The sequence below is a fragment of the Campylobacter sp. JMF_15 NE4 genome, assembly GCF_027737645.1.
Taxonomy (GTDB): Bacteria; Campylobacterota; Campylobacteria; order Campylobacterales; family Campylobacteraceae; genus Campylobacter_B.
Map to the genome: position 1 here is coordinate 645,347 of NZ_JAOVTY010000001.1, position 24,946 is coordinate 670,292.

A 24,946-nucleotide genomic window follows, 5' to 3' on the forward strand; every position below is an offset into this window, starting at 1 on the left:
TTGCAACAAGAGCGTTGCAAAAATTTTAAAATTTCGCAGAAATTTAAAATTCTGCGAAATTTTGCCATTTGCCTGACTTTTAATTTAAGCTTTGTAGATTGCCACGAATTTTGCTACGCAAAATTCTCGCAATGACACCAAAAGCAAAATTTGCAAATTTTAAAATTTCGGCGCAGTGTTTAAGGATTGCGTCAGCAAGAAATTTGAAATTTTAATTCTACTTTTTCTTTGAATTTTGCGTAGAATTTGCCGTGGCGTTTGTGTCGATATAGCCCATATCCACGAGTTTTTCGAAGATTTTTTTGACCACAGGACCAGCGGCACTTCCGCCACCGCCTCCATGCTCGACTAGCACCGTAACGGCGTATTTTGGGTTTTCATACGGGCCGAAGCTCGTCATCCACGCATGCGAGCGGTGGAAATAATCCATTTGCGACTCTTTTAGGCGTTTGTTTGTCTTTTGCGATAGTCCTACGACCTGCGCGGTGCCGGTTTTGACCGCGAGCGGGACGACAGCGTCTTTCATGATTTTATACGCAGTTCCGCCGTTTGGGTTGTTTCCTACCTCATACATACCGCGCCTTACAAGCGGGAGTTGGTTTTTTTCAGCTGGGGTGAAAAGCTCGCCCGGCTCGAAGCTAATCTCTTCGCCGTCAATGCTCTTTAAAAAATGCGGGATTATCGCCTTGCCTGTGGCGATTTGGGCTGTGTTTTTGGCTACTTGCATAGGCGTTACTAGCACATCGCCTTGACCGATTGAGGCATTTACGGTCTCACCTTGATACCATGGGCGTTTGAATTTCTGCATTTTCCACGCCTTATTTGGCACAGTGCCTACGAATTCGTTCGGCAAATCCACGCCCGTTTTCACGCCATATCCCATGCGGTTAAGGTAAGCTGACATATAATCAATCCCCACGATCAGCGAGCCTTCGTAAAAATATATATCACAGCTACTTTTGATAGCCTGCACTAGGCTCACTCTGCCGTGCCCTCCACTACTCCAACACCTAAATCTGCGCCCACCAAGCTCAATCGCACCACCGCAAAACGCGCTCCAATTCTCATTTATCTTGCCGCTGTTTAAAAAGCTCATTCCAACAGCCATTTTGATTACCGAGCCTGGCGGATAGAGGCCATTTACAAGCTTGTTTGTAAATGGGTGGCGCGGATCTTTGATTAGCTCGTCCCACTGGGCTTGCGAAATTCCACCCACAAAGGTGTTTAGATTATACTCAGGGAAGCTTCCAGCACCCAGTATCGCGCCGTCTTTGAGATCAATCACGATCGCCACGCCGTCTTTGTCTTTGAAAATTTCCTCTAAATATCTTTGGAATTCCAAATCAATCGTCAGCGAAATCTCGCTACTGCTTGGCTCCTCGTATGAAATCTCCTCGACAACCTCATTTAGCGCGGTTACCTTAGTCTTGCGCTCGCCCCTTTTGCCCTGCAAAATTTCATTATAATACCCCTCCACGCCGCTTCTGCCGTTATATCCAGTAAGGGCTGAGAGGGGGTTGGATTTGATATCTTTTTTATTCGCGCGTCCGACATAGCCGATGATATGCGAGGCGAGATGATTGTGCGGATAGTAGCGTTGCGAAGCAGGCTCGACACGGATATTTTCATGCAGATTCAAATTCGCAAAATGCGTGATTGTTTCGTTGTAATCCAAAAATTTAACGACTTCGATAAAATTTTGGTTATAAACCGAGTTTTCGTCCTTGTAAATTTTGCGCATTTGCGTGGTGTTTAAATCCGCGAAATATTTGCTGATATTTGCTAGCTCAGCGTCCAGCGCGCTATCTTTTAAATGTGGCGCGATCAAAAGCGAAAATCCGATATTATTAATCGCTAGCGGGCGGTTTTTGGCGTCTAGTATCTGTCCCCTCACAGGCGGGATATACTCGGTCGAGACGACATTGTTTTTGGCGATTTGCTCGTAAAATTCGTTTGATTTGATAGCTAGATAATACACCCTAACCAAAAGCATGGTAAAAAACGCCAAAACAAAGAAAAAGACGAATTTTAATCTCATACAAATCGCCCCTTGAAAAAGAGCAAACTAAGCAAAATATCGACCACGATATAGCTTAAATACTCGCTTCCCACACTCATAGCGTCAGCTTTTTTGATATACGAAATCGCGCCATTTACCCCCAAAATCAGCGCATAAGCGATCAGCACATACAAAGCCAGCAAAAAGTTGCGGAATTTGATATTTCGCAGGCTAAATTCGTAGATAAAAGTGTAAAAAATAATGTAAGCTAGCGCAATGCTAAATAGGTTAAATCCGTAAATTTGCTCGGCGCAAAATAGATAAAAAATCGCAAAATAGTAAGTGAAATTGTATTTTTTAAATTTGTTTTCATGCTCGAATTTCAGCACCACCAAAGTCACGAAAAAAAACCCCAAAAGCGGTGGCAGTCCCCGATACATCACGCTTAAAAGCAGATAAAACGCGACGCCAAAACTCAGGGCAAAATCGACTATAAGGTATAAATTACCGCGACTTCGTTGCATACTGGAAACTTTTTGCAAGATATACAATCTGCCCAAATTTTTTGGGCTGGAAGCTCGTCTTTGCTGATTTCTTTAAAGCCGTTTTGCTCGAAAAAATGCTTTTGATAAGTTAGCGCAAAGACATTTTTTAAGCCATAAAATTTCGCCTCGTCTAGCAGGGCTTTGACGATTTTCGAGCCGATTCCTCGCCTGCGAAATTTCGGCGAAACGACAAAAGAGCGAATTTCTGCAAGTTCAGCATTGAAAATTTTCAAAGACGCATATCCTGCAAGCTCGGCGTTTTGTGGTTTTTGGGCGAAATACTGCGTGTAAGAGGCGCAAATTTGGGAATTTTGATTTGAAATTTCACTAGAATTTGCCCCTAAATTTTCGCTATCAAATTTCGGCTCAGTGTTTTCTGGCTTGGCGCACGCCTCATCGCAGACATACGCTAGCGTGTATGAGCGGATATATGTGGCGATCTCATCGTCGCTTCTGGGCAAAATCACACCGCTTTCGACTTCGGCTTTTATCATTTCTTGCATTGCGCCTATATCGCACAGACGCGGTTTTTCTAGCACTATCATAGTCCAAACGCCTTTTTTATGATCAATTCGCGCGCTTTGGCTATGCCAGAACCTTTTAGCGTCGAAACAAAAAGTGCGCCAGGATCGCTTTTAAGCAATTTTGCGCGCCCAGCTTGATTTAGTTTATCAGCTTTCGTGTAAAGGCGCAAAATTTGCTGATCGCCCCGCAAAAAGCTCTCCACATACTCGCGCAAATTTCTATCAATATCCAAATCGAATTGGCGCGAATCTATCAAATGGACAAAAAGCTTGATATTTGGGCGGTTTTTGATAAATTCGTCCAAATTTTTCTGCCAGATATAGTGCATTTTTTTCGACACTTTTGCATATCCAAAACCCGGCAAATCCACAAACATAAGCGAAAAATTCTCGCCTAAATTTGCCAAAGCTTCATCAAATTTTTCATTTTCGCTAAATTTTTGCCCAAATTTTACTTCGAAATAATTCACAAGTTGCGTCTTGCCCGGCGTCGAGCTTGATTTGGCTAGCCCCTTGCGCTGAGTTAGAGCGTTTATCAGGCTGGATTTGCCCACATTTGAGCGCCCTAAAAACGCCACCTCGCTCATCGCAAACTCTGGGCTATCGGCAATCCCTGCGGCGGAAGTTATAAATTTCGCGTCGTTTATGTTTATCATTTTTGCTGATCTTCTACTTGAAAGATTAATCTCACAGGCTTTTTGCCAGCGCCGCCATTTGGCGCGGATTTGACCTCGTAGGTGCCTTTGGTGCGATTGACCACAATCTGCTCGCCAAAGACCTCTTTTTTGGTCTCAGTTTCGTGCAAATGCGCGTTTCCTTCGAGCGTGTATGTCTCAGCGCCCGGGGTGTATGTCAGCACCGCACCCTGACCGTCGTAATGTTTGTCATTTACTAGCACCTTAAATTTCGCATTTCCTGTGGCGACATATTTTGTGGGTTGCTTTTTGGCGTCGAAATAAATCGTAACCTTATCCGAAGTTAGCGTATCATACGAGCCTTTTTTTATCTTTACATTGCCCGTTAGGGTGCTTATTTGTTTGACCTCATCAGCGAAAAAATTATCCGCCGTAACCTCGACTAGCTCAGGTGCGCCAAATGCGCTCATACAAGCCAAAAGTGATGAAAAAATCGCTAATTTGATGAATTTTTGTCCTGCGTGTAATACCATGCGTGAATTCCTTTTGAGTTTGTTTTTTTATTTTTTGTATCGTAACTGATTTTTTCGCCAGTTACTTTGTTTTCGCCCTGAGTGAGGGTGTATGGCACATCTGAGCGAACGATTTTGTTTTTGAGATTGTAGGTGATTTGCTCGGATTTGTAATCTATTTCGTCGCTGTTGCGGTAATGCGCCGAACCGCTAAATTTGATATTATCGCCCTTTTTAATGGCTAAATTTGAGCTAATTGTGTGATTTATATCGTCTATTATCACAGCGTCAAATTCGTAAAATTCATCGCGATCTTTGTAGCGAATCCCGTTTTTCGCCCTAAATTCGCCAGTGATTTTCTCGCCCACTTGATAATCTCTCACGCCTTGCATTTCGAGATTTGAGAGATTTAAATTTTCCTTAAACATCTCCTCGAAATACGGAGTTTGCACGCTCAAAAACACCATAGCGACGCTAAAAATCGCGATTACGACATAGAAAATTTTTATAACCATTTAGAGTTCCAAATCTCTCGCATATTGTTTTTATCGACTAAAATTTCAATCATCTCGCGCACCGCTCCGTGCCCGCCACGCGCATTTAGCGTATAATCAGCCCTTAGCGAATTTAGCGCGTCGCTTGGCTTGAAGCTCATGCCAACAGCGTTTAGCAGTTTTGCGTCGTTTAAATCATCGCCAATCGCCGCAGCCTCGCTAAAATCGAGCCCGAGCTCCGCAAGTATTTCGCTAGCTCTGCCAAATTTGTCCTTTTCACCCTGAAAAACAAAAGGAATTTTAAGCTCTTTTGCCCTATTTGCCACGATTTGCGAGCTTTTGCCCGTGATTATGGCAGCGTAAAGACCGCACCTTTGCCACTCTTGGATCCCAAAGCCGTCTTTGACATCGAATCTCTTCATCGTCTCGCCACTCTCTGCGTGATACAGCGCGCCGTCAGTGAGCGAACCATCGACATCTAAAAAAATAATTTTTATCATAAATTTTCCCATAATTTCGTAAATTTAAAAACTAATGATTTTAGCCAAATTTTGCTTATAAAACAGCCATTTTAAAGTAAAATTTTAAAGCTTTGGTTAATAAATAAAAATCGAAAAAATATAAACCAAACAAAACAAAATCGGCAAGATTATCGCAAAAATGCAAAGCGCACTTTTTATTCGCCTTTTGTAATACGCTCTTTGGTCGCTAAAATTCGGCGTGCGCGCAAATCTAAAAATATAATAAATCAAAAAACAAAGCGAAAATAACCATAAAAGTGGTAAAAATCCAAGAAATGCCAAAGCAAGAGTTGTTTGCATTTTAATCCTTTAAATTTCGCTAAATTTTAGCGTAAATTCCATTGATTGTGCAAATAATTTTTTACAATTCTCATTGCAAAAAAACGATAATTCATCGGTAGTAATCATAAAATTTTCATTTTCCTCTACATCATACATTTTTCCCATTTTATTCTCCTTCTAAAATTTTTATTGTTTCTTGACTTACGCCATTATTTTTTGCGCTATTTAAATATTTTGTGCGAAGTTTTTCATTTTTTATAAGCCCAGCATCCGCTACGAATTTTATAAATTCAGTATCATCCGCACCCACAAACACACTCATTATAAATGCCAATTCTTGCTCATCAAAATCCTCAATAGAATAATTTTGAAAAATTATTTGAATATATTCCTTGTATTTTTCTCTTGTAAGTTGGTAATTTTTGCTTTTTAAAAAGTGTTTAAAGCCAGACATATCTTTGTTTTGCATAAAAGTATTCATTTTCTTTTCAACCAATAAATTTGCAAGTAATTCTAGTGCTTTATGTGGTTTTACTTTATTTTTTGCAAATATTTCTAGAAGTTTTGGAGTTAAATTTTCACTTATCACTACGACTGGTGCATATAAATTTACTCGTTCATTGTCGAAATAACACGGAGCTTTGATATCAAGCCCTTTTGACATTAGATAATCAATGAGTTCAATTTGTCTTTTTTCATTTTTAAAGCCAGATAATATACTCATCAGATTTGAAACAAAATGTTCTTTTTTGTTTTTTATTACTCTAAAATTTGAGTTAATATTTAGTCCAGCACCAATAAAAAAATCATAAATTTTTTTATTTTCAGTCGTATTACTATCGTTTAAAAAGCGAAAGTTTAAATAAGATAAAATTTCAGATTGAATACTATCTTCATCGTAAAATTCATGATTTAAATTTAAATTTCCTTTGTTTTTAGAAAAATAATCTACGATTTCATAATAACTAGAATTCAAAACTAAATTTTCGATTTTTTTACTAAAATTATTATCCAAATTTTCCCCAAACAGAATAGTATTTAAACCAAAAATCAAAAATAATAAAATTAAAATTTTGTGTTTCATAATTTTCCTTTAAATTTCAAATTTACGCCACTTTTTTTACCCGCTTTTCTATAACCAAACATATAACCAAGCCAGCGCCCAGCCTCTCTTCCCTCGTCATAATCGTTTTTGTCTGCCATTTTTATCCTTTTATTAAAATTTCTTTTATTTTTTCATCGTTTGTGATTTTATAAAGCAGTTCAAGCCAAAATTTATTTCCTTTATTCAGCTCATTTAATGGCTTTTTGTCTAAAATTTTATTCATTATTTTTAATTTGTTGTCGCGAAATTTGGAGTATTTTTCAGATTTGACAAAATCTAAAATTTCGTTTGGAATTGGTTTGTCTTTGTGATACTTGCCGCCACTTGATTGCTCAACAAATCCAATAATATCAAATGCCAAATTCTTTATTTCGTCGAAATTTTCACCAAATTCAAAGTAATTATTTTCTAAAAATAGTAAAAACAATTCTTCGTCATCGTGGAGATAATTAGCTAAATAATCACTATTTACACCATGTAATTTCAAATAGTTTTTCATTATGTCTGGTGTAAGTCCTAGCCTAAAAATATTATTTGTATTTTCATATTTTAACTCGATTGAAGCTGTTTGCATTAAAACACAAAATTCTAATTCTACAAGCTGTATCGGCACAGTAATCTCTAAACCATTTTTTAGCAGAAAATTTGCCATTTCGTTATCACAAGCGTCTGTTTCAAGCACATTTTTTAGTAGTAAATTTGCGCCACTTTTATCTTTTAAATTTATTAAATTTGGTTTTATTTTTAAAATTTCTTGCATTTTTTGATAATTTTTATTTTGTATAGCTTCGTGAAATTTATCAAAATATTGTTGATTTTCATCATTTATGTTTAAATTTTGCTTTTGTATTTCGTTCAAATTCTCTCCAAATAAAGTAGAACTTAAACACAACCCGACGCACAGTATCACAAAAAATAACCTTTTCATTTTTATCCTTTAAATTTCAAATTTACGCCACTTTTTTGCTGTGACTTTTACTTTTCTTAGCGTTATTTTACATCAAATTTAAAAAATCAAATACTAATTTTTTTGTAAATTCAGCGTCTGTGGTTTTGCACTTCATAGATTATCTAAATAGCAGCCCTCTTGCGATGAAAAATCGTTGGCATTAAAGCAAATAAATTAGTAAATTTTCAAATCTGTGATAAAATTTGCGCTAGTTTCGCTGAATTTAGCGAGCCGATTTGGCGCAGGTTTTCTAACTCACTGCCGTTTTTAAAAAACAAAATCGCAGGCGGTCCCATAACGCCAAATTCTTTTTTAATCTCGCTCATTTGGGGGCTGTTTTGGGTCAAATCAACCTTGATAAGCGTGAAATTTGACAAAATCTCAGCCAAACTCTCATCGCCAAACGCCGCCTCACTCTCTTCGCAGTTTTTGCACCACTGCGCCCAAAAATCCACAATCACGGGCTTTTGCGAGCCCTCAATTATCGAGCGTAACTCGCCCAAATCTCGCACGAAAATAAATCTTTCCCCATTTTTCGCACTTTGCGTCATATCGCCTTTTTGCACAGCTACGCCCTTTTGCACCGAAATTTCGCTAAGTGGCTTGGTAAAATCCCTCGCCCCGCTTGCAAATCCGATTAACAAAAGCACGCTATAAACGGCGATTAAAAGCGCGAGTGCGCGTTTTAGTGCGTTTGCGCGCGCATCAAACAATCCCAAAACCCCAGCCATTAAAGCGCATAAAATCGCATAAAATAGCAGTGCTAAATTTTCTCCGATTATGAAGCGCACTATCCAAACCGCCATAAACAAAAGCAAAAATCCAAAGATTTTTGGCACCACTTCCATCCACTCGCCTGGACGCGGCAGCGCGCCTCCAAGCCCGATTATAATGAGCAAAACCCCGCTTCCAAGCCCCAAGGCAAAAAGCGCACTAGCTCCAAGTGCTATATTTGCGCTATTTGCGATATATATTAGCGCAGCACTTAGCGGGGCTGAAATGCAAGGGCTAACCATAAGTGATGAAATCGCCCCCATTAAAAAAACGCCCACGAATCCGCTTCTCGCGTCGCTTTTGGCACTTAGGAAATTTTGCAACCCACTAGGAAGCCTAATCTCATAAAGCCCAAAAAGCGAAAACGCCAAAGCCACAAAAATAGCCGCCGTGATGATTAAGGCGATTTTATTTTGCAAAATACCTTGCAAATTTTCGCCCAAAACCGCCACCCCAGCGCCCAAAACCGCATACGAACTCGCCATGCCAAGCACATAAATCACGCTTACAATCAGGCTTAATTTCACGCTTGGCTTGCTAGCTGTTTTAGCCACGATAATCGACGAGAGTATCGGTATGAGCGGATAAATGCAAGGTGTCAAAGAGAGCAAAACGCCAAAACCAAAAAACAAAATCAAGGTCATAAAAAAGCTTTTGTTTTCGAAAATTTCTAAAATTTGCGATTGACTTAAATTTGAGCCAAAATTCCCCGAATTTTGCTCTAAATTTTGCTCTAAATTTTGCCCCGAAATACCTGCGCCCGCATTTTGCACAGCCGAAATTTCATAACTCTTGCCACTTTTATTTAGCGCAAAGCCTCTGTTTTGTGGCTCGTAGCAAAACCCGCCCACAGTGCAACCAAGAAATTTCACTAAAATTTGAAATTTTTTGCTATCTTTTGCATTTGCAAGCACTAGCCCCATAGGCATGGCAATGCTGAAATTTCCGTCATAAATTTGGTGATTTTTATACTCTTTTGGTTGTGGGAAATTTAAAAGCGCGCCAACTTCTGCGCTATCAATGAAAATTTTTATCTCATCTTTGTAAATATAAATCTCATCTGCGACGCGAAAATTTAAGCTAATTTCGCTCTCGTTTGTGTTTGTATCGACGATAAAAGCCTCATTTGGCGCGATTACTTCGCCAAAAAGTGCAATAAAAAATAGAAAAATAAAAGATAAAATTCTCATTATTTGCCTTGAAATTTTTTCGTAATATTATCAAAAACATATTAAATTTTAATTCTTTTAAATGTATAATCTAAGTTTTATTTTCAAAAAAGGAGAACAAAATGGCTGAACAAACAAGCGATACACAACTCAAACAAATCGCATACGAGGGCAAAAAAATCAAAAAAATGAACAAAGAATTTTACGAAAGCGAGCTTGTAAAATTTCAAATCGAGCTACTTAAACTTCAACGCTATGTCAAAGATAAAGGGCTAAAAGTCCTAATCATCATGGAAGGTCGCGACGCAGCGGGCAAAGGCGGCACAATCAAACGCCTAACCGAGCACCTAAACCCACGCGGTTGCCGTATAGTCGCACTTGAAAAGCCAAGCAATGTCGAAAAAACACAATGGTATTTCCAACGCTATGTCGCGCATTTGCCAAGCGCTGGCGAGATTGTGATTTTTGATAGAAGCTGGTATAACCGCGCTATGGTCGAGCCTGTAATGGGATTTTGCACCGATGCTGAACACAAAGAATTTTTGCGCCAAGTGCCGAAATTCGAGGAAATGCTAGCGAATTCTGGCATTATTTTGTTCAAATTTTATTTCTCAGTTTCAAAAGAGGAGCAACAAAAACGCTTCGAGGCGCGCCGCACAGACCCTCTTAAACAATACAAACTCTCCCCAGTAGATGCCAAATCGCAAGAGCTTTGGGAGCAATACACTTTGGCAAAATACTCAATGTTACTAGCCTCAAACACCGATATCGCGCCATGGATCGTGCTAGATAGTAATGACAAAAAAGCCGCAAGATTAAATGCGTTTCGCTGCATTTTAGCCAGAATTGATTATGATGAAAAAATCGATCCTAGCGAATTTAAAGTCGATGCGGATTTGGTAAGAACCGGCACAGAAGAAATCATGCTTATGGAAAATAGCCTTAGAAACGAGGGCTTGGAAAAATTAGAAACCCTAAAAAAAGCACAAAAAGCTGAAAAACAGGTAAAACTAGGCACAGGTAAGCCAAAAGATAAAAAATAACCGAATTTAGACGCCATTTGTGCGTCTAAATTTATCTTTTCTTAAATTTTTGATTTAATTTAACTAAATTTATATAAATTTTGATAAAATTCACGGGAAACCAAACCACACAAAGGTAAAACATGACATACAAATTCGAAAATTTATACCAAAATTTAAGTTTCTATGCGAGCGAAAAATCTCGCCATATAGCGATTTATGACGAAGATATGGAGATTAGCTACGCAGAACTTAAAGCCAAAGTCGATGCGATTGGCGCGTATTTGCAAAATAGTGGAATTCGCTTCGGCGATAGAGTGGCTATGTATGTGCAAAACGGCTATGAGTTTTTCACCATTTTTCTAGGTATTACCTCAATCGGCGCGGTCGCTGTGCCTATGAATACCTTCCTTAAAAACGAGGAAATTGAGTATATTTTAGACAATTCGCGCTCTCGCATGATTTTCGCTTCGACCGCCCTTAGCAAGGAGCTTAAAAGCATTAGCGCACCAGATATCAGACGCATAATTTGGGTTAAGGGCAAAAGCGATGAGCCAACCCTAAACTCAGCCCTTCCAAACGCACAAACACAAGGCGCACTTAGCGAGCACAATATCAGCTTCGATACTGTGCTAGCCTGTAAAACCAAGCTAGAAATAGCGAAATCTCCGACCGAAAACGATCTAAGCCATATCGTCTATACCTCAGGCACGACAGGCAGACCAAAAGGCGCTATGATTCGCTACAAAAACATACTCTCAAACGCCGATAAAGCCACCCCTCGCTACAATGTGAGTGGCAAGGATAGATTTTTGGTATTTTTGCCGATGTTTCATAGCTTCACGCTGACTGCGACGCTGATTTTATCGCTATACAACGGCGCGAGCATAATCGCTCTAAAATCAGTTTTCCCTATCACAAATGTCCTAAATACCGCCCTAAAACGCAAAGCAACGGTATTTTTAGGAATCCCGTCTGTTTATACAATGCTAGGCAAGGCAAAACTTGGCTGGAAATTCAGATGGTTTAATAAGCTTAGAGTATTTATGTCAGGTGCAGCCCCTCTTGCGCAACAAACAATCGACGAATTTTACAAAAAATTCCCAAAAGCCCACCTTATCGAGGGTTATGGACTTAGCGAGTGTTCGCCTATCGTATCGCTAAACTACTACGACAAACAAAAAATCCTAAGCGTAGGCACACCGCTTGACGGATACGAGGTCAAAATCGTAAATGATGAAACCATGGAAGTCGCTCGTGGCGAGATCGGCGAGATTATCGTGCGCGGGGATTGCGTCATGGAAGGATATCTAAATATCCCGCCAGAAGAAACTCTGACAAACGGCTGGATTCGCACAGGAGATCTTGCGTATATGGACGATGAGGGATTTATCTATATCGTCGATCGTATCAAAGATATCATCATCGCCAAAGGCATAAATGTCTATCCGCGCGAGGTCGAGGAAATCATCTACAAAATGCCACAAGTCGAAGCCTGCGCAGTCGTGGGTATCAGAGATGAATACGCAGATGAGGAGGTCGTAGCCTTCGTGCAACTCAAAGAAAATCAAAAATTAAGCGAACGCGAAATCAAAACTTATCTGAAAAATCACCTAGCAAACTACAAAATTCCAAAGGTCGTGCATTTCGTGCCTGACCTGCCACGCAACGCCACTGGCAAGGTTCTAAAACGCGCCTTAAAAGAGCAGATCGCAAAAAGCAATAACGCGTAAATTTAACCTTTTATCACGCTAAATTTAACCCACAAATTGTGGGTTAAATTTGGTAAATTTTATAAAAGATTTAATATATGAAAAATTTATTATGGATTTTACCTGTTATTTTCTTAGCTATTATACTAAGGATTGTAGAACTAGATAAGAAAAAGTCAAATTTTGTAGTTACAGCCGATACAAATATATCTAAAAACTCACAGCTTTCAAAATATGTTACGCAAGAAGAAGTTGAGAATTTTGCGTTTCGTTACTGGGATATTGATTTTGCAGAAGTTAAGAAAAATCCAAAAATGGAAGAATTTCGTCAAATTTTAAAAACAAAAGATACGGTTAGAATTTTAAATTTTATAAGCGATAATAATATTAGCGTTGATGAACCGCTCCATAAAGGTGTTACAGCTTTAATGTATGCTAGTTTTTATGATGATGAAAACACTATGAAAGAGCTTATAAAAATGGGTGCCGATATTCATAGACAAGATAATCATAAAATCAGCCCTATGGCGTATGCTATGGAAAACAACTCTACAAAAGCAGTAAAGCTTTTATATGAAAATGGGGTTAAATTTGAAGAAGTTACCATGATGCAAACAGCACTTGGGGTGTTAGGTTGGAGCGAATATGTAGAATTTGAACCATATTATGATGAAAATAGCACACCACATATTAAATATAAAACTTTCGAAGAAATGCATTATCACGAAAAAACATATACGGCAGATTATTTTTTTAGAACCTTGTTAAGAAATAATCAACTTGATATTTTAGAACTTGTATTGCAAAGTGGATATAAGCCATATTTGTATAGTTATTATTTAGGCGGAGATGTTAGTAAATTTACGAACGACCTTGCAGAAGCTGATAAATACTACATAGAAAGGGCTTATAGCCCAAGTAGAAAAACTTTTAGTTCAGAGTTAGAGTTAGAATTAATGCGTTTTTATGGTTCGCTTTATTTTCCGATATTTGAGACACCATTTCCACGACCAAAAATAGCTTTGCTTAGAAAATATAATGTCCCAATAGACGCTTGGAACCCAAGCAAGGAATTTTTGAAAGAATTATATTATAGTGAGTGTTATAGTGGTTGGAGAAATGCATTTAGACCAAGATATGAAACCAACAATGGCAAACGCATTTATTATTTAGGAAGAAAGGACAGAGAAACTAAATTTTTATATGAAAATTGTTTGGACGCAAACGGAACTTTTGAAAACATAGAAGAATATATAGTTTTTTATCAGCAAATAAAAATTTTAAGAACACTAGATATGGAAAAGGAAAAATTCGGTAAAAGCAGTGTAGATATAAATTTAACTTCTGATGAGATTGAAAAGCTACACAGAAAATATTTAAATAATAGAGATTAAAACAATAAAAACAAACTAATTTTTAAGGAGAAAAAATGACAACAGAGAACATAGAAGCTAGTGAGCAAAGATTTAGCGCCGCTATAAGCGACTTTTTTGGTATTACATTTCTAACCACTGCACATGCGCGCTTTGACACATTTTTATACGAAGCTATTCACACGCTATAACCAATAACTAAATTTAAATAAAAATTTTAATTCAAATTGCAACTTTAAAATTTTTCACTATAATTCGCATTTTTATCTACAAAATTTCTACGAATTTGCACACAAAACTCACTTACTCGCCAAAAACCCATGATAACCAAATCCTAACGACGCCATATTTTTGCATTTATTTCACTGTAAAAATTTTTTTTATTACTCACAAGTTTTTAGCGAGTAATGCGTCGCTGGATCTAAATTATCTAGCCAAAATTCGTCTAAAAAACGCGCGATAAAATGCGCTAAATTTTGACTCTTTTTTTGCATAAATTGCGCAAAATACGCTTTGTAAATCCATTTTTTCTTGCAATGTGATCTTATACATATCAGTCTCCTAATAATTTTTTTATTTTATGTAGCACAAAAGAAGCCTCGTCGCTATCGAGCTCGCAGAGCATTTGGCAAATCGCGGTCGCTGCCTGCGGTTTGGTCGTGCCAAGGCGCCAATCCTGGTATGTCCTCATCGACACGCCAAGCTTTTTCGCCATTACAGCGTGAGAAATCTTTTTGCCCATATTTTTTGCCTCTACGGCATTATGCAAAATATTGAATATATCGCTCGTTTCTAACATGCCAAAATTATACAAGTTTTAGGATTAATTATACATTAATCTGTATAGTTTATCTAAATTTTGTATTGTTTATAAGCAAAATTAGTAAATTTTTGCGTTATATCGTGTGAATTATACAGAATTTCTCATAAAACAAACATAAAATTTTACAAAATTTCCAAGAATTTTAAGGGGGAAATTTAGCTATGAAACCGCCGAATTTTGCACTCAAAACCAAATTTTGAAATTTCAAAATTTAGCAAACAAACAAGTAAAGTGCTAAAATTTTTAAAAAACCTTGACATTTTGCCACTCAATGTTGTATAATGTTAGCAATCAAAACGAAAGAGTGCTAATAAATGAAAACAAACAAGCGTGATTTGATACTTGATTCTATCATCGAAGCCTATTTGGACCTCAACGCTCCGATTGGCTCGTCGCAGTTAGGCGGGCGCATGGAGGTCGCTATACCAGCCTCGACGATTAGGGTGTATTTCAAAAAACTCAGCGACGAGGGCGCAATCACGCAACTTCATGTCAGTGGCGGACGAATCCCCACAGTAGCGACCATGCAAGATTACTGGCGCGCTAAGCTCGATTTTAGTGAGATTTTATCGCTAAGAGACGGCGATGAGCTAGAAGCAATCTTAGAGGATTTTGATATTTATTGTATGATTTTTAGCGCAGAAAGCGAGTGTTTGACCGAGGTCATAAAGCACGATGAGCGTTTTATGATTTTGGTTTTCGACAAAGATGAGATTATTTTGAAATTTGATAACAGAATTTTCGAGCTTTTGTCGAATTTAATCGGAATTTCGCTCAAAGATTTGGAAGTCGCCTCTATGCAAATCGGTCTTAGGGAGCTAAACACCAAAATCCGCGAGCTGAAAAACTCAAAAATCGAGTTTATCGCAAACGAAGTCATGGCGTATAAAATTTTCAAAGATGAGAGATTTAAAATTTTGCTAAACCCCTCAATCGCCGTGAATTTTGACAAAAATTTAATCTTTGCGCCCTATTTCGAGCCTGGTTTTATGGGGATAAAATGCCCAGTAAAATTCGAAAACAAGGACGCTACGATGATTTGCGCTGGAAGTGTTTATGAGGATTATGAAAAATTTTTTAAATTTAGTAAAGGAGTAGCATGAGCCAAGAATTTGACGAAAAAACGCAAAATTCAGCAGGTGAATTTGAGGAAAAAGAGCACAAAAACTGCGGCGCTGGCTGCGGCTGCCAAAGCCCGCTAGCGGACGACGGCGATGAATTTAGCGAAGAGATACAAAGCGAGTGTGAGTGCGAAAGCGCGCAAGATGATGAAATCACTAAGCTACAAAACGAACTTAGCGAGATTACGGATAAATTTTACCGCGCTAGTGCTGATTTCGACAATATCAAAAAGCGTTTGGAGCGCGAAAAAACCACAGCCGTGGAGTATGCGGCGGAAAAATTCGCAAAAGATCTCTTGCCGATAATCGACGCACTCGAAGAAGCCGCGAAAATCGACATTGAGGGCAACGAACTAGCCGATAAAATCGAAGAAGGCGTGAAGCAGTGCATAAATTTATTTTTAAAAACATTTGAAAAATACGGCATTACGCCGATTTCAACGGACGATGGCTACGAGAGCGAAAGCGGTAAATTTTACCCAATCCAACTCGTAGAAAAAGAGGGAGCCAAAACAAACGACATAGTCCAAGTTTTGCAAAAAGGTTACCTTTACAAAGAGCGAATTTTGCGCCCTGTAATGGTTATTTTGGCGAAGTAAATTCGCAAATTTACAAAATTTAAAGAAAACAAAAATTTAATAAAAAGGATAAAACATGGGAAAAGTCATTGGAATTGATTTAGGCACAACCAACTCTTGCGTTAGCATTTTTGAACGAGGCGAGAGCAAAATCATACCAAACAAAGAGGGCAAAAACACAACTCCCTCAGTTGTCGCTTTTACAGATAAAGGCGAGGTTTTAGTCGGCGACAGCGCAAAACGCCAAGCCGTAACAAACCCTGAAAAAACGATTTATTCAATCAAAAGAATTATGGGTTTGATGATGAACGAAAAAAACGCGCAAGAGGCCAAAAAACGCCTTCCGTATAAAATCGTAGATCGCAACGGTGCGTGTGCAGTCGAAATCGCGGGCAAAGTCTATACCCCGCAAGAAATTTCAGCAAAAGTTTTAATCAAGCTAAAAGAGGACGCAGAGGCCTTCCTAGGCGAACCAGTGGTCGATGCGGTCATCACTGTGCCTGCGTATTTCAACGATAGCCAAAGAAAAGCAACAAAAGAAGCCGGCACAATCGCAGGGCTAAATGTCCTTCGTATCGTAAATGAGCCAACCGCGGCAGCTTTGGCGTATGGATTAGACAAAAAAGAAGCTGAAAAAATCGTGGTTTATGATTTGGGTGGCGGAACATTTGATGTTACCGTGCTAGAAACTGGTGATAGCGTAGTAGAAGTGCTAGCAACTGGCGGAAATGCCTTCCTTGGTGGCGATGATTTTGATAACAAAGTAATCGACTTTTTAGCAAGCGAATTCCAAGCAGAAAACGGCATTGACCTTAAAGGTGATGTCATGGCTATGCAACGCCTAAAAGAGGCCGCAGAAAACGCTAAAAAAGAGCTTTCAAGCGCAATGGAGACAACGGTAAATTTACCTTTCATCACAGCTGATGCCACAGGTCCAAAACACCTTATGAAAACCATAACTAGGGCTAAATTTGAAAGCATGATTGATAGTTTGGTAGATGAGACAATCGACACTCTAAAACGCGTCGTTAGCGAAGCAGGTCTTGGTATGAGCGATGTCAAAGAGGTCGTTATGGTCGGCGGCTCGACTCGCGTGCCACTTGTGCAAGAAGAGGTCAAAAAAGCATTTGGCAAAGAGCTAAACAAAAGCGTCAATCCTGACGAAGTCGTCGCAATCGGCGCAAGTGTGCAAGGTGCGGTTATCAAAGGCGATGTTAAAGATGTGCTTTTGCTTGATGTTACGCCACTTAGCCTTGGTATCGAAACACTTGGCAATGTAATGACTAAAATCATCGACAAAGGCACCACAATCCCAACCAAAAAATCGCAAGTCTTCTCGACTGCTGAGGATAATCAAACAGCCGTTACGATTAATGTCTTGCAAGGTGAGAGAGAGTTTGCCAGAGATAACAAATCGCTAGGAAATTTCAACCTAGAAGGCATTATGCCAGCTCCTCGTGGCGTGCCTCAAATCGAGGTTGAGTTTAACATCGACGCAAACGGAATTTTAACAGTTACCGCAAAAGACAAAGCCACAGGCAAGGCAACTGATATTCGCATTACTGGTTCAAGCGGTCTAAGCGACGAGGAAATCGACAAAATGGTAAAAGATGCCGAACTTCACAAAGAAGAGGACAAAAAACGCAAAGAAAGCGTAGATGCTAGAAACCACGCTGACGCTATCGCTCACCAAACAGAAAAATCACTTGCTGAAATGGGCGAAAAAGTCCCAGGCGAGCTAAGAGCAAATATCGAAAGCGCACTAAATGATCTAAAAGAAGTTCTCAAAAACGAAAACGCGACAAAAGATCAAATAGATGCCAAGGTAAATGCCCTAAGCAAGGCGGCTGAGGATCTTTACAAAGCAGCTAGCGCCAACCAAAACCAAGGCGCAAATTCAAACAACGCTAAAAAAGACGATGATGTCATCGACGCAGAAGTCGAATAAATAAAATTTGAGCTAGCTTGCTAGCTCAAATTTCCGCCCAAATTTCCAAAATATCAAATTTTAATTTTATCCACATACATTAATATTCTATATCAATACAAAATTTGTAAGAATTCGATTATTAGCGCAAAATCGTGCTAAATTTATTTAAATTTAAAAATTATAATTTTATACATATTAGAAATTTAGGGATTTATTGCAAATTTTATTGATTTAAATCAATAAATTTGATTAATAATTTGTTATAATTTGCCTTGTGTTTCACAAATTTCTTTGAAAGAAAGGATAATTCTATGGACAGACGAGAATTTATCAAAAGTTCAGCAGCTGCTGCTGCGTGTAGTGCCGCTGGAATTTCTGCCCCAAGCCTAGCTAGTGCAGCGGATGGCGAAAAAGACTGGCGCTGGGACAAAGCGGCTTGTCGTTTTTGCGGAACCGGTTGTGGTATTATGGTTGCCACAAAAGGCGGAAAAATCGTAGCTGTAAAAGGCGATCCACTATGCCCTGTAAATCGTGGTCTTAACTGCATTAAAGGTTATTTTAATGCTAAGATTATGTATGGCGAGGACCGTATCACAAAACCTCTTTTGCGTATGAACGAAAAAGGCGAATTTGACAAAAAAGGTAAATTCGGCGAAGTTAGCTGGAAAAAAGCTTTTGATGTCATGGAAGCGCAATTCAGAAAAGCTTACGAGGAAAAAGGTCCAAGCGGTTTGGCTGTATTTGGTAGCGGTCAATACACTATCATGGAAGGTGTCGCTGCTGTCAAACTTATCAAAGCAGGTTTTAGATCTCACAATATCGACCCGAATGCTCGCCACTGTATGGCAAGTGCGGTTGTTGCGTTTATGCAAACATTTGGTATCGATGAGCCGTCAGGCTGTTTCGATGATATCGAGCTAACTGATACAGTTGTTTGCTGGGGCGCGAATATGGCCGAAATGCACCCAGTGCTTTGGTCTCGCGTAAATGACGCTAAACTTAAAAATCCTGATAAATACAAAGTTGTAAATTTATCAACTTTTTCAAGCAGAACTTCAAGCATAGCTGATATTGAGATTATTTTCAAACCTCATACTGACCTTGCGATTTGGAATTTAATCGCTCACGAGATTGTCTATAACCACCCAGAAGCGTTTGATGAGAAATTTGTCAAAGATCACTGCGTGTTTGCAACAGGTCCAGTTGATATCGGTTATGGTATGAGACCAAATCCAAAACACCCTAAATTTGATCCAAAAGAGGTCGATACAGTAGAAAAAGAACTATCAAAAGTTCTTAGCGAAGATGAGGGTGTAACTTTGGCATATCTAGGCATGAAAGCTGGCGATACGCTAGAAAATAAAAACAACGGCAAAGCCGACGCTCACTGGCTAATCGGTTTTGAGGATTTCAAAAAAGCATTAGAGCCTTATACGCTAGATTTCGTTGCCCAACTTGCCAAAGGCGATGACAACGAGGATTTAGAAACTTTCAAGAAAAAACTTCAAGGTTTAGTTGATTTATATGTCGAAAAAGGCAGAAAAGTAGTAAGCTTCTGGACAATGGGTATGAATCAACACCAAAGAGGAACTTGGGTAAATGAGCAAAGCTATATGGTGCATTTCTTGCTAGGCAAACAAGCTAAACCAGGCGAAGGCGCGTTCTCACTAACAGGACAACCAAGCGCTTGTGGAACTGCTCGCGAGGTAGGAACTTTCTGCCACAGATTGCCAGCTGACATGGTCGTAGCAAATCCAAAACACAGAGAAATGACTGAAAAAGTATGGCAAATCCCTGCTGGCACAATCAACCCACGCCCAGGCTTCCCTTATGTAAAACTAATGAGAGATATTGAAGACGGCGCAGTTAAATTTGCTTGGGTTCATGTAAATAACCCATGGCACAACACAGCAAATGCAAATCACTGGATAAAAGCAGCAAGAGAAATGGATAACTTCATCGTAGTAAGCGATCCATATCCAGGCGTATCTGCAAAAGTAGCGGATTTGATTTTACCAACTGCTATGATTTATGAGAAATGGGGAGCTTATGGTAATGCTGAGCGTAGAACTCAACATTGGCGACAACAAGTATTGCCAGTAGGCGAAGCGATGAGCGATACATGGCAAATTTTAGAATTCTCAAAACGCTTTAAAATTAAAGATTTCTGGGGCGAGAGAAAAATCGATGATAAGCTAACACTACCAGATGTTTTAGAAGAAGCTAAAAAAATGGGTTACGATCCAGAAGATACTCTATTTGATGTATTGTTCGCTAACAAACGCGCACTTGAATACAAAGCAGATGATCCAATCATCGCAGGCTTTGACTGCACCGAAGTTTTCGGCGATAGCAGAAATGTCGTAGGAAGCGACGGAGAGGTATTTAAAGGCTATGGATTCTTCGTGCATAAATATCTATTCGAAGAGTATAGAATTTTCGGCGACGGACACGGACACGATTTAGCTGATTTTGATACATATCACAGAGTTAGAGGTCTTAGATGGCCAGTTGTCGATGGTAAAGAGACTCAATGGAGATTTAATACCAAATACGACACTTACGCTAAAAAAGCTAATCCAGACGGCGATTTCGCATTTTATGGTAACCAAGGCGCATTGCCGACAGGCGATATGAAAAGCGCAACCTCAGGCGATGAGAAAACTTCATTTAAAAACAAAGGTAAAATTTTCTTCCGCCCTTACATGGATCCATGCGAAATGCCAAGCGAAGAGTATCCGTTCTGGCTATGTACTGGACGCGTCCTAGAACACTGGCACTCAGGCTCTATGACAATGCGTGTTCCTGAGCTTTACCGCGCTGTTCCAGAAGCTCTATGCTTTATGAACAAAGCAGACGGCGATAAAATGGGCATAGCTCAAAATGATATTGTATGGGTAGAATCAAGAAGAGGAAAAGTAAAAGCAAGAGTCGATTTCAGAGGTAGAAATGTTCCGCCTGTGGGTCTTGTTTATGTTCCTTGGTTTGATGAAAATGTATTTATCAACAAAGTTTGTCTAGACGCGACCTGCCCTCTTTCAAAAGAGACAGACTATAAAAAATGCGCAGTAAAAATTTATAAGGCATAATTATGGAAAGACGCGAAGTTTTAGGTTTATTAGGACTGCTTGTAGCAGGCGGAAGTGGATTTTGTGAATTTGCCAGAGCAGAGGATAAAATCCGTCTAAGACCGCCAGGTGCCCTTGATGAAAAAGAATTTATGAGCAAATGTATTCGTTGCGGGCTGTGCGTCGAGGCATGTCCATTTAATACGCTAAAACTAGCAGAATTTGGCGATAGCGGAGTGCCAAACGGAACTCCGTTTTTCCAGCCAAGACTAACTCCATGCTATATGTGCCAGGATATCCCTTGCACAGTAGCGTGCCCAACTAGCGCGTTAGATAAACAAAATGTTAGCGAAAATGACAAATTAAATATCAACAAAGCACAAATGGGCGTTGCAGTAGTAGATCAGAAAAACTGCGTTGCATACTTTGGAATTCAATGCGATGCATGTTATAGAGCCTGCCCTGTCATGGATAAGGCACTATTTATCGAATACAAACGCAACACAAGGACAGAAAAACACGCATTTTTACTACCTGTTGTAGATAGCGATTACTGCACAGGGTGTGGAAAATGCGAGAAAGCCTGTATAACCGAAAAAGCAGCCATTACGGTGCTACCACGAAATTCGGTTTTAGGCAAGGTAAATGACAACTATGTCAAAGGTTGGATCGAGGGCGATGACGCGAAGCTAAAAGACGCTGATAGCCAAATCAACTTAAATTTGAAAAAAGGTATTGATTACTTAAACGGAGGCGAGCTATGAAATACACACTTTTAAGAAGATTAGTTCAATTCCTAATCCTTGGCCTTTTCATAGCTGGAAACTGCTATGGATTTAAAATTTTGCAAGGAAATTTAAGCTCGTCAGTGCTTTTTGGAGTTATAAATTTAAGCGATCCTTTTGCCGTGCTTCAACTATTTTTGGCAAGTTTTAGCCTAGGTGCGCTTAGCATAGTTGGCGCGTTAATCATATTTGCGTTTTACGCTTTGATTGCGCCACGAGCTTTTTGCGGTTGGGTATGTCCTATCAATATCCTAACAGATTTGGCAGCTTGGATAAGAAAAGTTTTAAATATCCAAACCAAAATGTTTAGCGTCAGCAAAAACGCTAGATACTATTTGTTAGTTTTAGTCCTACTTTGTAGCGGATTGTTTAGTATAGCAGCCTTTGAGATACTAAATTTCGTCGGATTTTTCACAAGAGCGGTCGTTAGCCTTAGCGTTAGCGCATTTAGTATAGCCGCAATCATTGTGATATTTGAAATTTTCGCAGGAAATAGAATAATATGTTCCCATATATGCCCACTAGGGGGATTTTGGGCGATAGCAAGTAAATTTAGCTTAATTCGCATTTATCATAATGCAAACAAATGCACCAAATGCAACAAATGTAAGAGCGTTTGCCCTGAGGTTCAGGTGTTAAAAATGGTCTCAAAAGAGAGTTTTAAAATCGATTCTGAGTGCATAAGTTGCGGTAGATGTGTCCAAATTTGCGATGATGATGCGTTAAATTTTAGCATACTAGGAGTAAAAAAATGAAAAAGAAATTTGCTTTTTTAAGCCTTGTTGCAGCTACAATTTGTTGTTTGGGTTTGAGCGGTTGCCAAGATGAAAAAGGCAAAGCGAGCTCAAATACAAACCAACCAGTAGCGCAAACACAACCCGCCTCAGCACCTGCTGCTACTAACGAAGTAAAAGCAGAAGCACCTAAGGCAGAGGTAGCGCCAGCTGCTGCACCACAAGAGCCAGCCGCACCAGCGCCGGTTGTCGAGAAAAAGGAAGATATACCAAATTTAGAGCTTGCGCAAAGTCCTAAATTTAGAGAGGATTACACTAACGAAAGCCTAACCTTGCCTACTTATGAGGTAAAAGGTGGCGCACCAGGCGAAAATATGGTATTTGAGAGAAGCTTCGAGAACGCTCCTCCGCTAATCCCACACACTTTGGACGATATGCTACCTATCACAGCCGAAAACAACATGTGCACCACATGCCACCTTCCAGAGGCTGCACAGGCTATGCAGATCAAATCAGTCCCACAAAGCCACTTAGCTGATTTGCGTGATGAGAATCAAAAGAGCCTTGATGGCGCACTTTCTATGGCTAGATACGACTGCGTTTCTTGCCATGTTATTCAAACAAACGCAACCGAGCTAGTTCAAAACAAATTTGAAGCAGATTTTAGTCGCTTTGCAGACTCAAATACTAGCTCAAATTTGCTTGACATTTTAAATCAGGGCGCTGATATCAAATAACCATTTTGTTGTGAGTTTGGACCTCCAAACTCACACAAAATTTACGAGGTAAAAAATGAAAAAATTATTCGTTGCTTTTATCTTTTTAGCAACCTTTCTTTTTGCAAATGACAAAGTCATAGTAGATGGCAACATCGCGATTTTAAAGCAAATGGATGAAAAAATCTATGCTGGCACGGACACCGGAAAGCTTTTTAGTATAAGCGGGAGCGATGAGAACGCTACTCTTGTTTTAGCTCTTCCGCAAGTCAAAAGCTATGTCGATGGCGATATCGATTCTAAGGTCATCGATGTCGATAAGCTGGGTGAAAAATTTGCCCTTTTGATAAATGGCGATTATATGCACAAAAAACTCGCCGTGTATGAAAATGGCACGCTTGACACCTTTGATTTGCCGATAACTGGTATCAAAAGACTATTTTTGCTAGATAGCAATACTATCGTTTTACTAGGCGTGGGAAGCGAAATTTTATACTACGACATAGCCTCAAAATCTGTGAAATTTGAGCACAAAATTTCAGATTCACCTTTTGGTGGCGTGAGCTTTGACCGCGAGAAAAATTTATTGCTTCTTTCAAACGAAGGCGGTATGATTTACTTTTTTGACACAAAAGAGAAAAAATTCTTACGCGAAAAAAGTATCCACAAAGACAATGTCTTCAATGTAGCCTTTGTAGGCGAAAGGGTGATAACTGGCTCAAACGACAAAACCTGCTACTACGAAAACGCAAGAGAGTCTAAGCTTTTCGAAACTGGCTTTATCGTGTATAGCGTGGCACTAAGTGAGGATTTTGGCGCATTTACGACACTTGATGGCATAAATATCATAAACAAAGCCGGAAGCATCATCAAAAAAATCCCTTATGATGGCGAAATCATAAACAACATGACATTTTATGGCGATCACTTAGTTGGCGCAGGATACGACAAAACAATTCATTTTTGGAGCTATAAATGAACATTTCAAGTGTGATAATCTACACAGATAATAAGACAAATTTGGACGAACTTAGCGCTCTCGTAGCAAAAATAGAGTTTTGCGAAGTCGTGGCTGCACAAGATGGCAAAATCGTAGCGACTATCCAAACCGAGAGCCTAGATCAAGAGCTGGGCGCGTTTAAGGCTATGCAAGCCCTAAAAGGCGTAAGCGATGTAGCTATGATATACTCATACCAAGACCTAGACGAGCAAATCGACGCCGCGAACAGCAACAATATAGAAGAGATTATGCAAAAAATCGACGAAGAACCAGAAATCAAAAAAATCAAATACGGCGGTAGTTTAAATATCTAAATTTACCTCTTTTTAAAGGCTGAATTTGACAGAATTCGGCCTTTTTATAAATCCAAAACTTACTAAAAATTTCAAAACTTACCGATAAACTTACCTTAAAGATAGAAAAAACGATAATTTAGCTGATTAAAATGGTATTTAGAAATGTCTTGGTGACCCATAGGAGACTCGAACTCCTGTTACCGGCGTGAGAGGCCAGTGTCCTAACCGCTAGACGAATGGGCCACAAAAAATAAGAAATATAATTTTACCCAAAGGATT

At 39.2% G+C, this 24,946-nt stretch carries 28 protein-coding genes and 1 tRNA gene; 13 read left to right on the plus strand and 16 right to left on the minus strand.

All coding sequences use genetic code 11. The annotated features are described in order from the left end of the window. Positions 1 to 217: 217 nt before the first annotated feature. The 13 genes from mrdA to dsbD all read right to left on the minus strand — a co-directional run bounded on the left by mrdA (position 218) and on the right by dsbD (position 9,530). Complete coding sequence (gene mrdA / locus OFN98_RS03295; protein WP_270874590.1) at positions 218 to 2,038, minus strand: penicillin-binding protein 2; 1,821 nt, start codon at positions 2,036 to 2,038, stop codon at positions 218 to 220. Next, entirely contained in the window at positions 2,035 to 2,523 is a 489-nt protein-coding gene (locus OFN98_RS03300) for a hypothetical protein (RefSeq protein WP_270859430.1), read from the minus strand. The genes mrdA and OFN98_RS03300 overlap by 4 nt, the downstream gene beginning before the upstream one ends. After that, complete coding sequence (locus OFN98_RS03305) at positions 2,490 to 3,089, minus strand: GNAT family N-acetyltransferase (RefSeq protein WP_270874589.1); 600 nt, start codon at positions 3,087 to 3,089, stop codon at positions 2,490 to 2,492. Before OFN98_RS03305 ends, OFN98_RS03300 begins: the two co-directional genes overlap by 34 nt. Then, positions 3,086 to 3,724, minus strand: coding sequence for a GTP-binding protein (locus OFN98_RS03310; RefSeq protein ID WP_270859428.1), 639 nt, complete (start codon positions 3,722 to 3,724; stop codon positions 3,086 to 3,088). Before OFN98_RS03310 ends, OFN98_RS03305 begins: the two co-directional genes overlap by 4 nt. After that, complete coding sequence (gene lptA / locus OFN98_RS03315; protein ID WP_442867878.1) at positions 3,721 to 4,236, minus strand: lipopolysaccharide transport periplasmic protein LptA; 516 nt, start codon at positions 4,234 to 4,236, stop codon at positions 3,721 to 3,723. Before lptA ends, OFN98_RS03310 begins: the two co-directional genes overlap by 4 nt. Next, a complete protein-coding gene (gene lptC, locus OFN98_RS03320) occupies positions 4,200 to 4,730 on the minus strand; it encodes an LPS export ABC transporter periplasmic protein LptC (RefSeq protein WP_270874588.1) in 531 nt (176 codons plus the stop codon). Before lptC ends, lptA begins: the two co-directional genes overlap by 37 nt. Continuing rightward, positions 4,721 to 5,209 carry a KdsC family phosphatase gene (locus OFN98_RS03325; RefSeq protein WP_270859426.1) on the minus strand — a complete coding sequence of 163 codons (489 nt, stop codon included), beginning with the start codon at positions 5,207 to 5,209 and terminating at the stop codon, positions 4,721 to 4,723. Before OFN98_RS03325 ends, lptC begins: the two co-directional genes overlap by 10 nt. 96 nt (positions 5,210 to 5,305) lie before the next feature. Next, positions 5,306 to 5,530 (minus strand): hypothetical protein, encoded by a 225-nt coding sequence (locus OFN98_RS03330; protein ID WP_270874587.1) that lies wholly within the window; start codon positions 5,528 to 5,530, stop codon positions 5,306 to 5,308. A gap of 9 nt (positions 5,531 to 5,539) precedes the next feature. Next, the gene (locus tag OFN98_RS03335) at positions 5,540 to 5,677 is read right to left on the minus strand and encodes a hypothetical protein (RefSeq protein ID WP_270874586.1); all 138 of its coding nucleotides are present in this window, start codon (positions 5,675 to 5,677) and stop codon (positions 5,540 to 5,542) included. 1 nt (position 5,678) lies between these two features. Then, positions 5,679 to 6,596 carry a hypothetical protein gene (locus tag OFN98_RS03340; protein ID WP_270874585.1) on the minus strand — a complete coding sequence of 306 codons (918 nt, stop codon included), beginning with the start codon at positions 6,594 to 6,596 and terminating at the stop codon, positions 5,679 to 5,681. Continuing rightward, a complete protein-coding gene (locus OFN98_RS03345; protein WP_270874584.1) occupies positions 6,593 to 6,715 on the minus strand; it encodes a hypothetical protein in 123 nt (40 codons plus the stop codon). The genes OFN98_RS03340 and OFN98_RS03345 overlap by 4 nt, the downstream gene beginning before the upstream one ends. A gap of 2 nt (positions 6,716 to 6,717) precedes the next feature. Beyond that, complete coding sequence (locus OFN98_RS03350) at positions 6,718 to 7,545, minus strand: hypothetical protein (protein ID WP_270874583.1); 828 nt, start codon at positions 7,543 to 7,545, stop codon at positions 6,718 to 6,720. 206 nt (positions 7,546 to 7,751) lie between these two features. Then, on the minus strand, positions 7,752 to 9,530 hold the full coding sequence (gene dsbD, locus OFN98_RS03355) for a protein-disulfide reductase DsbD (RefSeq protein ID WP_270874582.1): 1,779 nt from the start codon (positions 9,528 to 9,530) through the stop codon (positions 7,752 to 7,754). Positions 9,531 to 9,631: 101 nt separating this feature from the next. Here dsbD and ppk2 point away from each other — a divergent pair, with 101 nt between their 5' ends. The 4 genes from ppk2 to OFN98_RS03375 all read left to right on the plus strand — a co-directional run bounded on the left by ppk2 (position 9,632) and on the right by OFN98_RS03375 (position 13,807). Further along, entirely contained in the window at positions 9,632 to 10,552 is a 921-nt protein-coding gene (gene ppk2 / locus OFN98_RS03360) for a polyphosphate kinase 2 (RefSeq protein ID WP_442868110.1), read from the plus strand. 122 nt (positions 10,553 to 10,674) lie between these two features. Then, a complete protein-coding gene (locus tag OFN98_RS03365) occupies positions 10,675 to 12,264 on the plus strand; it encodes a long-chain-fatty-acid--CoA ligase (protein WP_270874581.1) in 1,590 nt (529 codons plus the stop codon). Between the two features lie 77 nt (positions 12,265 to 12,341). Continuing rightward, positions 12,342 to 13,637, plus strand: a complete 1,296-nt coding sequence (locus OFN98_RS03370) for an ankyrin repeat domain-containing protein (protein WP_270874580.1) — start codon at positions 12,342 to 12,344, stop codon at positions 13,635 to 13,637. A 35-nt stretch (positions 13,638 to 13,672) separates the two neighbouring features. Further along, on the plus strand, positions 13,673 to 13,807 hold the full coding sequence (locus OFN98_RS03375) for a hypothetical protein (protein ID WP_270874579.1): 135 nt from the start codon (positions 13,673 to 13,675) through the stop codon (positions 13,805 to 13,807). Between the two features lie 235 nt (positions 13,808 to 14,042). Here OFN98_RS03375 and OFN98_RS03380 read toward each other — a convergent pair whose 3' ends face one another. Continuing rightward, positions 14,043 to 14,168, minus strand: a complete 126-nt coding sequence (locus OFN98_RS03380) for a hypothetical protein (protein WP_270859421.1) — start codon at positions 14,166 to 14,168, stop codon at positions 14,043 to 14,045. A 1-nt stretch (position 14,169) separates the two neighbouring features. Next, positions 14,170 to 14,415, minus strand: a complete 246-nt coding sequence (locus OFN98_RS03385; protein ID WP_270859471.1) for an XRE family transcriptional regulator — start codon at positions 14,413 to 14,415, stop codon at positions 14,170 to 14,172. Between the two features lie 338 nt (positions 14,416 to 14,753). On the opposite strand from OFN98_RS03385, the gene OFN98_RS03390 reads away from it, so the two are divergent. The 9 genes from OFN98_RS03390 to OFN98_RS03430 all read left to right on the plus strand — a co-directional run bounded on the left by OFN98_RS03390 (position 14,754) and on the right by OFN98_RS03430 (position 24,685). Beyond that, positions 14,754 to 15,542, plus strand: coding sequence for an HrcA family transcriptional regulator (locus OFN98_RS03390; RefSeq protein ID WP_270859420.1), 789 nt, complete (start codon positions 14,754 to 14,756; stop codon positions 15,540 to 15,542). Further along, positions 15,539 to 16,159, plus strand: coding sequence for a nucleotide exchange factor GrpE (locus tag OFN98_RS03395; protein ID WP_270876601.1), 621 nt, complete (start codon positions 15,539 to 15,541; stop codon positions 16,157 to 16,159). Before OFN98_RS03390 ends, OFN98_RS03395 begins: the two co-directional genes overlap by 4 nt. A 55-nt stretch (positions 16,160 to 16,214) precedes the next feature. Beyond that, positions 16,215 to 18,086, plus strand: a complete 1,872-nt coding sequence (gene dnaK / locus OFN98_RS03400; RefSeq protein WP_270876602.1) for a molecular chaperone DnaK — start codon at positions 16,215 to 16,217, stop codon at positions 18,084 to 18,086. 293 nt (positions 18,087 to 18,379) lie between these two features. Then, positions 18,380 to 21,157 carry a nitrate reductase catalytic subunit NapA gene (napA, locus tag OFN98_RS03405; protein WP_270874575.1) on the plus strand — a complete coding sequence of 926 codons (2,778 nt, stop codon included), beginning with the start codon at positions 18,380 to 18,382 and terminating at the stop codon, positions 21,155 to 21,157. Positions 21,158 to 21,159: 2 nt separating this feature from the next. Then, entirely contained in the window at positions 21,160 to 21,900 is a 741-nt protein-coding gene (gene napG, locus OFN98_RS03410; protein ID WP_270874574.1) for a ferredoxin-type protein NapG, read from the plus strand. Beyond that, positions 21,897 to 22,676: a quinol dehydrogenase ferredoxin subunit NapH gene (napH, locus tag OFN98_RS03415; protein ID WP_270859415.1), complete on the plus strand. Its 780-nt coding sequence runs from the start codon at positions 21,897 to 21,899 to the stop codon at positions 22,674 to 22,676. The genes napG and napH overlap by 4 nt, the downstream gene beginning before the upstream one ends. Beyond that, positions 22,673 to 23,392, plus strand: coding sequence for a nitrate reductase cytochrome c-type subunit (locus OFN98_RS03420; RefSeq protein ID WP_270874573.1), 720 nt, complete (start codon positions 22,673 to 22,675; stop codon positions 23,390 to 23,392). The genes napH and OFN98_RS03420 overlap by 4 nt, the downstream gene beginning before the upstream one ends. Before the next feature lie 55 nt (positions 23,393 to 23,447). Further along, on the plus strand, positions 23,448 to 24,350 hold the full coding sequence (locus OFN98_RS03425) for a WD40 repeat domain-containing protein (RefSeq protein WP_270872381.1): 903 nt from the start codon (positions 23,448 to 23,450) through the stop codon (positions 24,348 to 24,350). Further along, on the plus strand, positions 24,347 to 24,685 hold the full coding sequence (locus OFN98_RS03430) for a chaperone NapD (RefSeq protein WP_270859412.1): 339 nt from the start codon (positions 24,347 to 24,349) through the stop codon (positions 24,683 to 24,685). Before OFN98_RS03425 ends, OFN98_RS03430 begins: the two co-directional genes overlap by 4 nt. Before the next feature lie 150 nt (positions 24,686 to 24,835). Here the strand turns inward: OFN98_RS03430 and OFN98_RS03435 are convergent. Then, positions 24,836 to 24,910 (minus strand) — tRNA-Glu (locus OFN98_RS03435). Positions 24,911 to 24,946 lie beyond the last annotated feature (36 nt).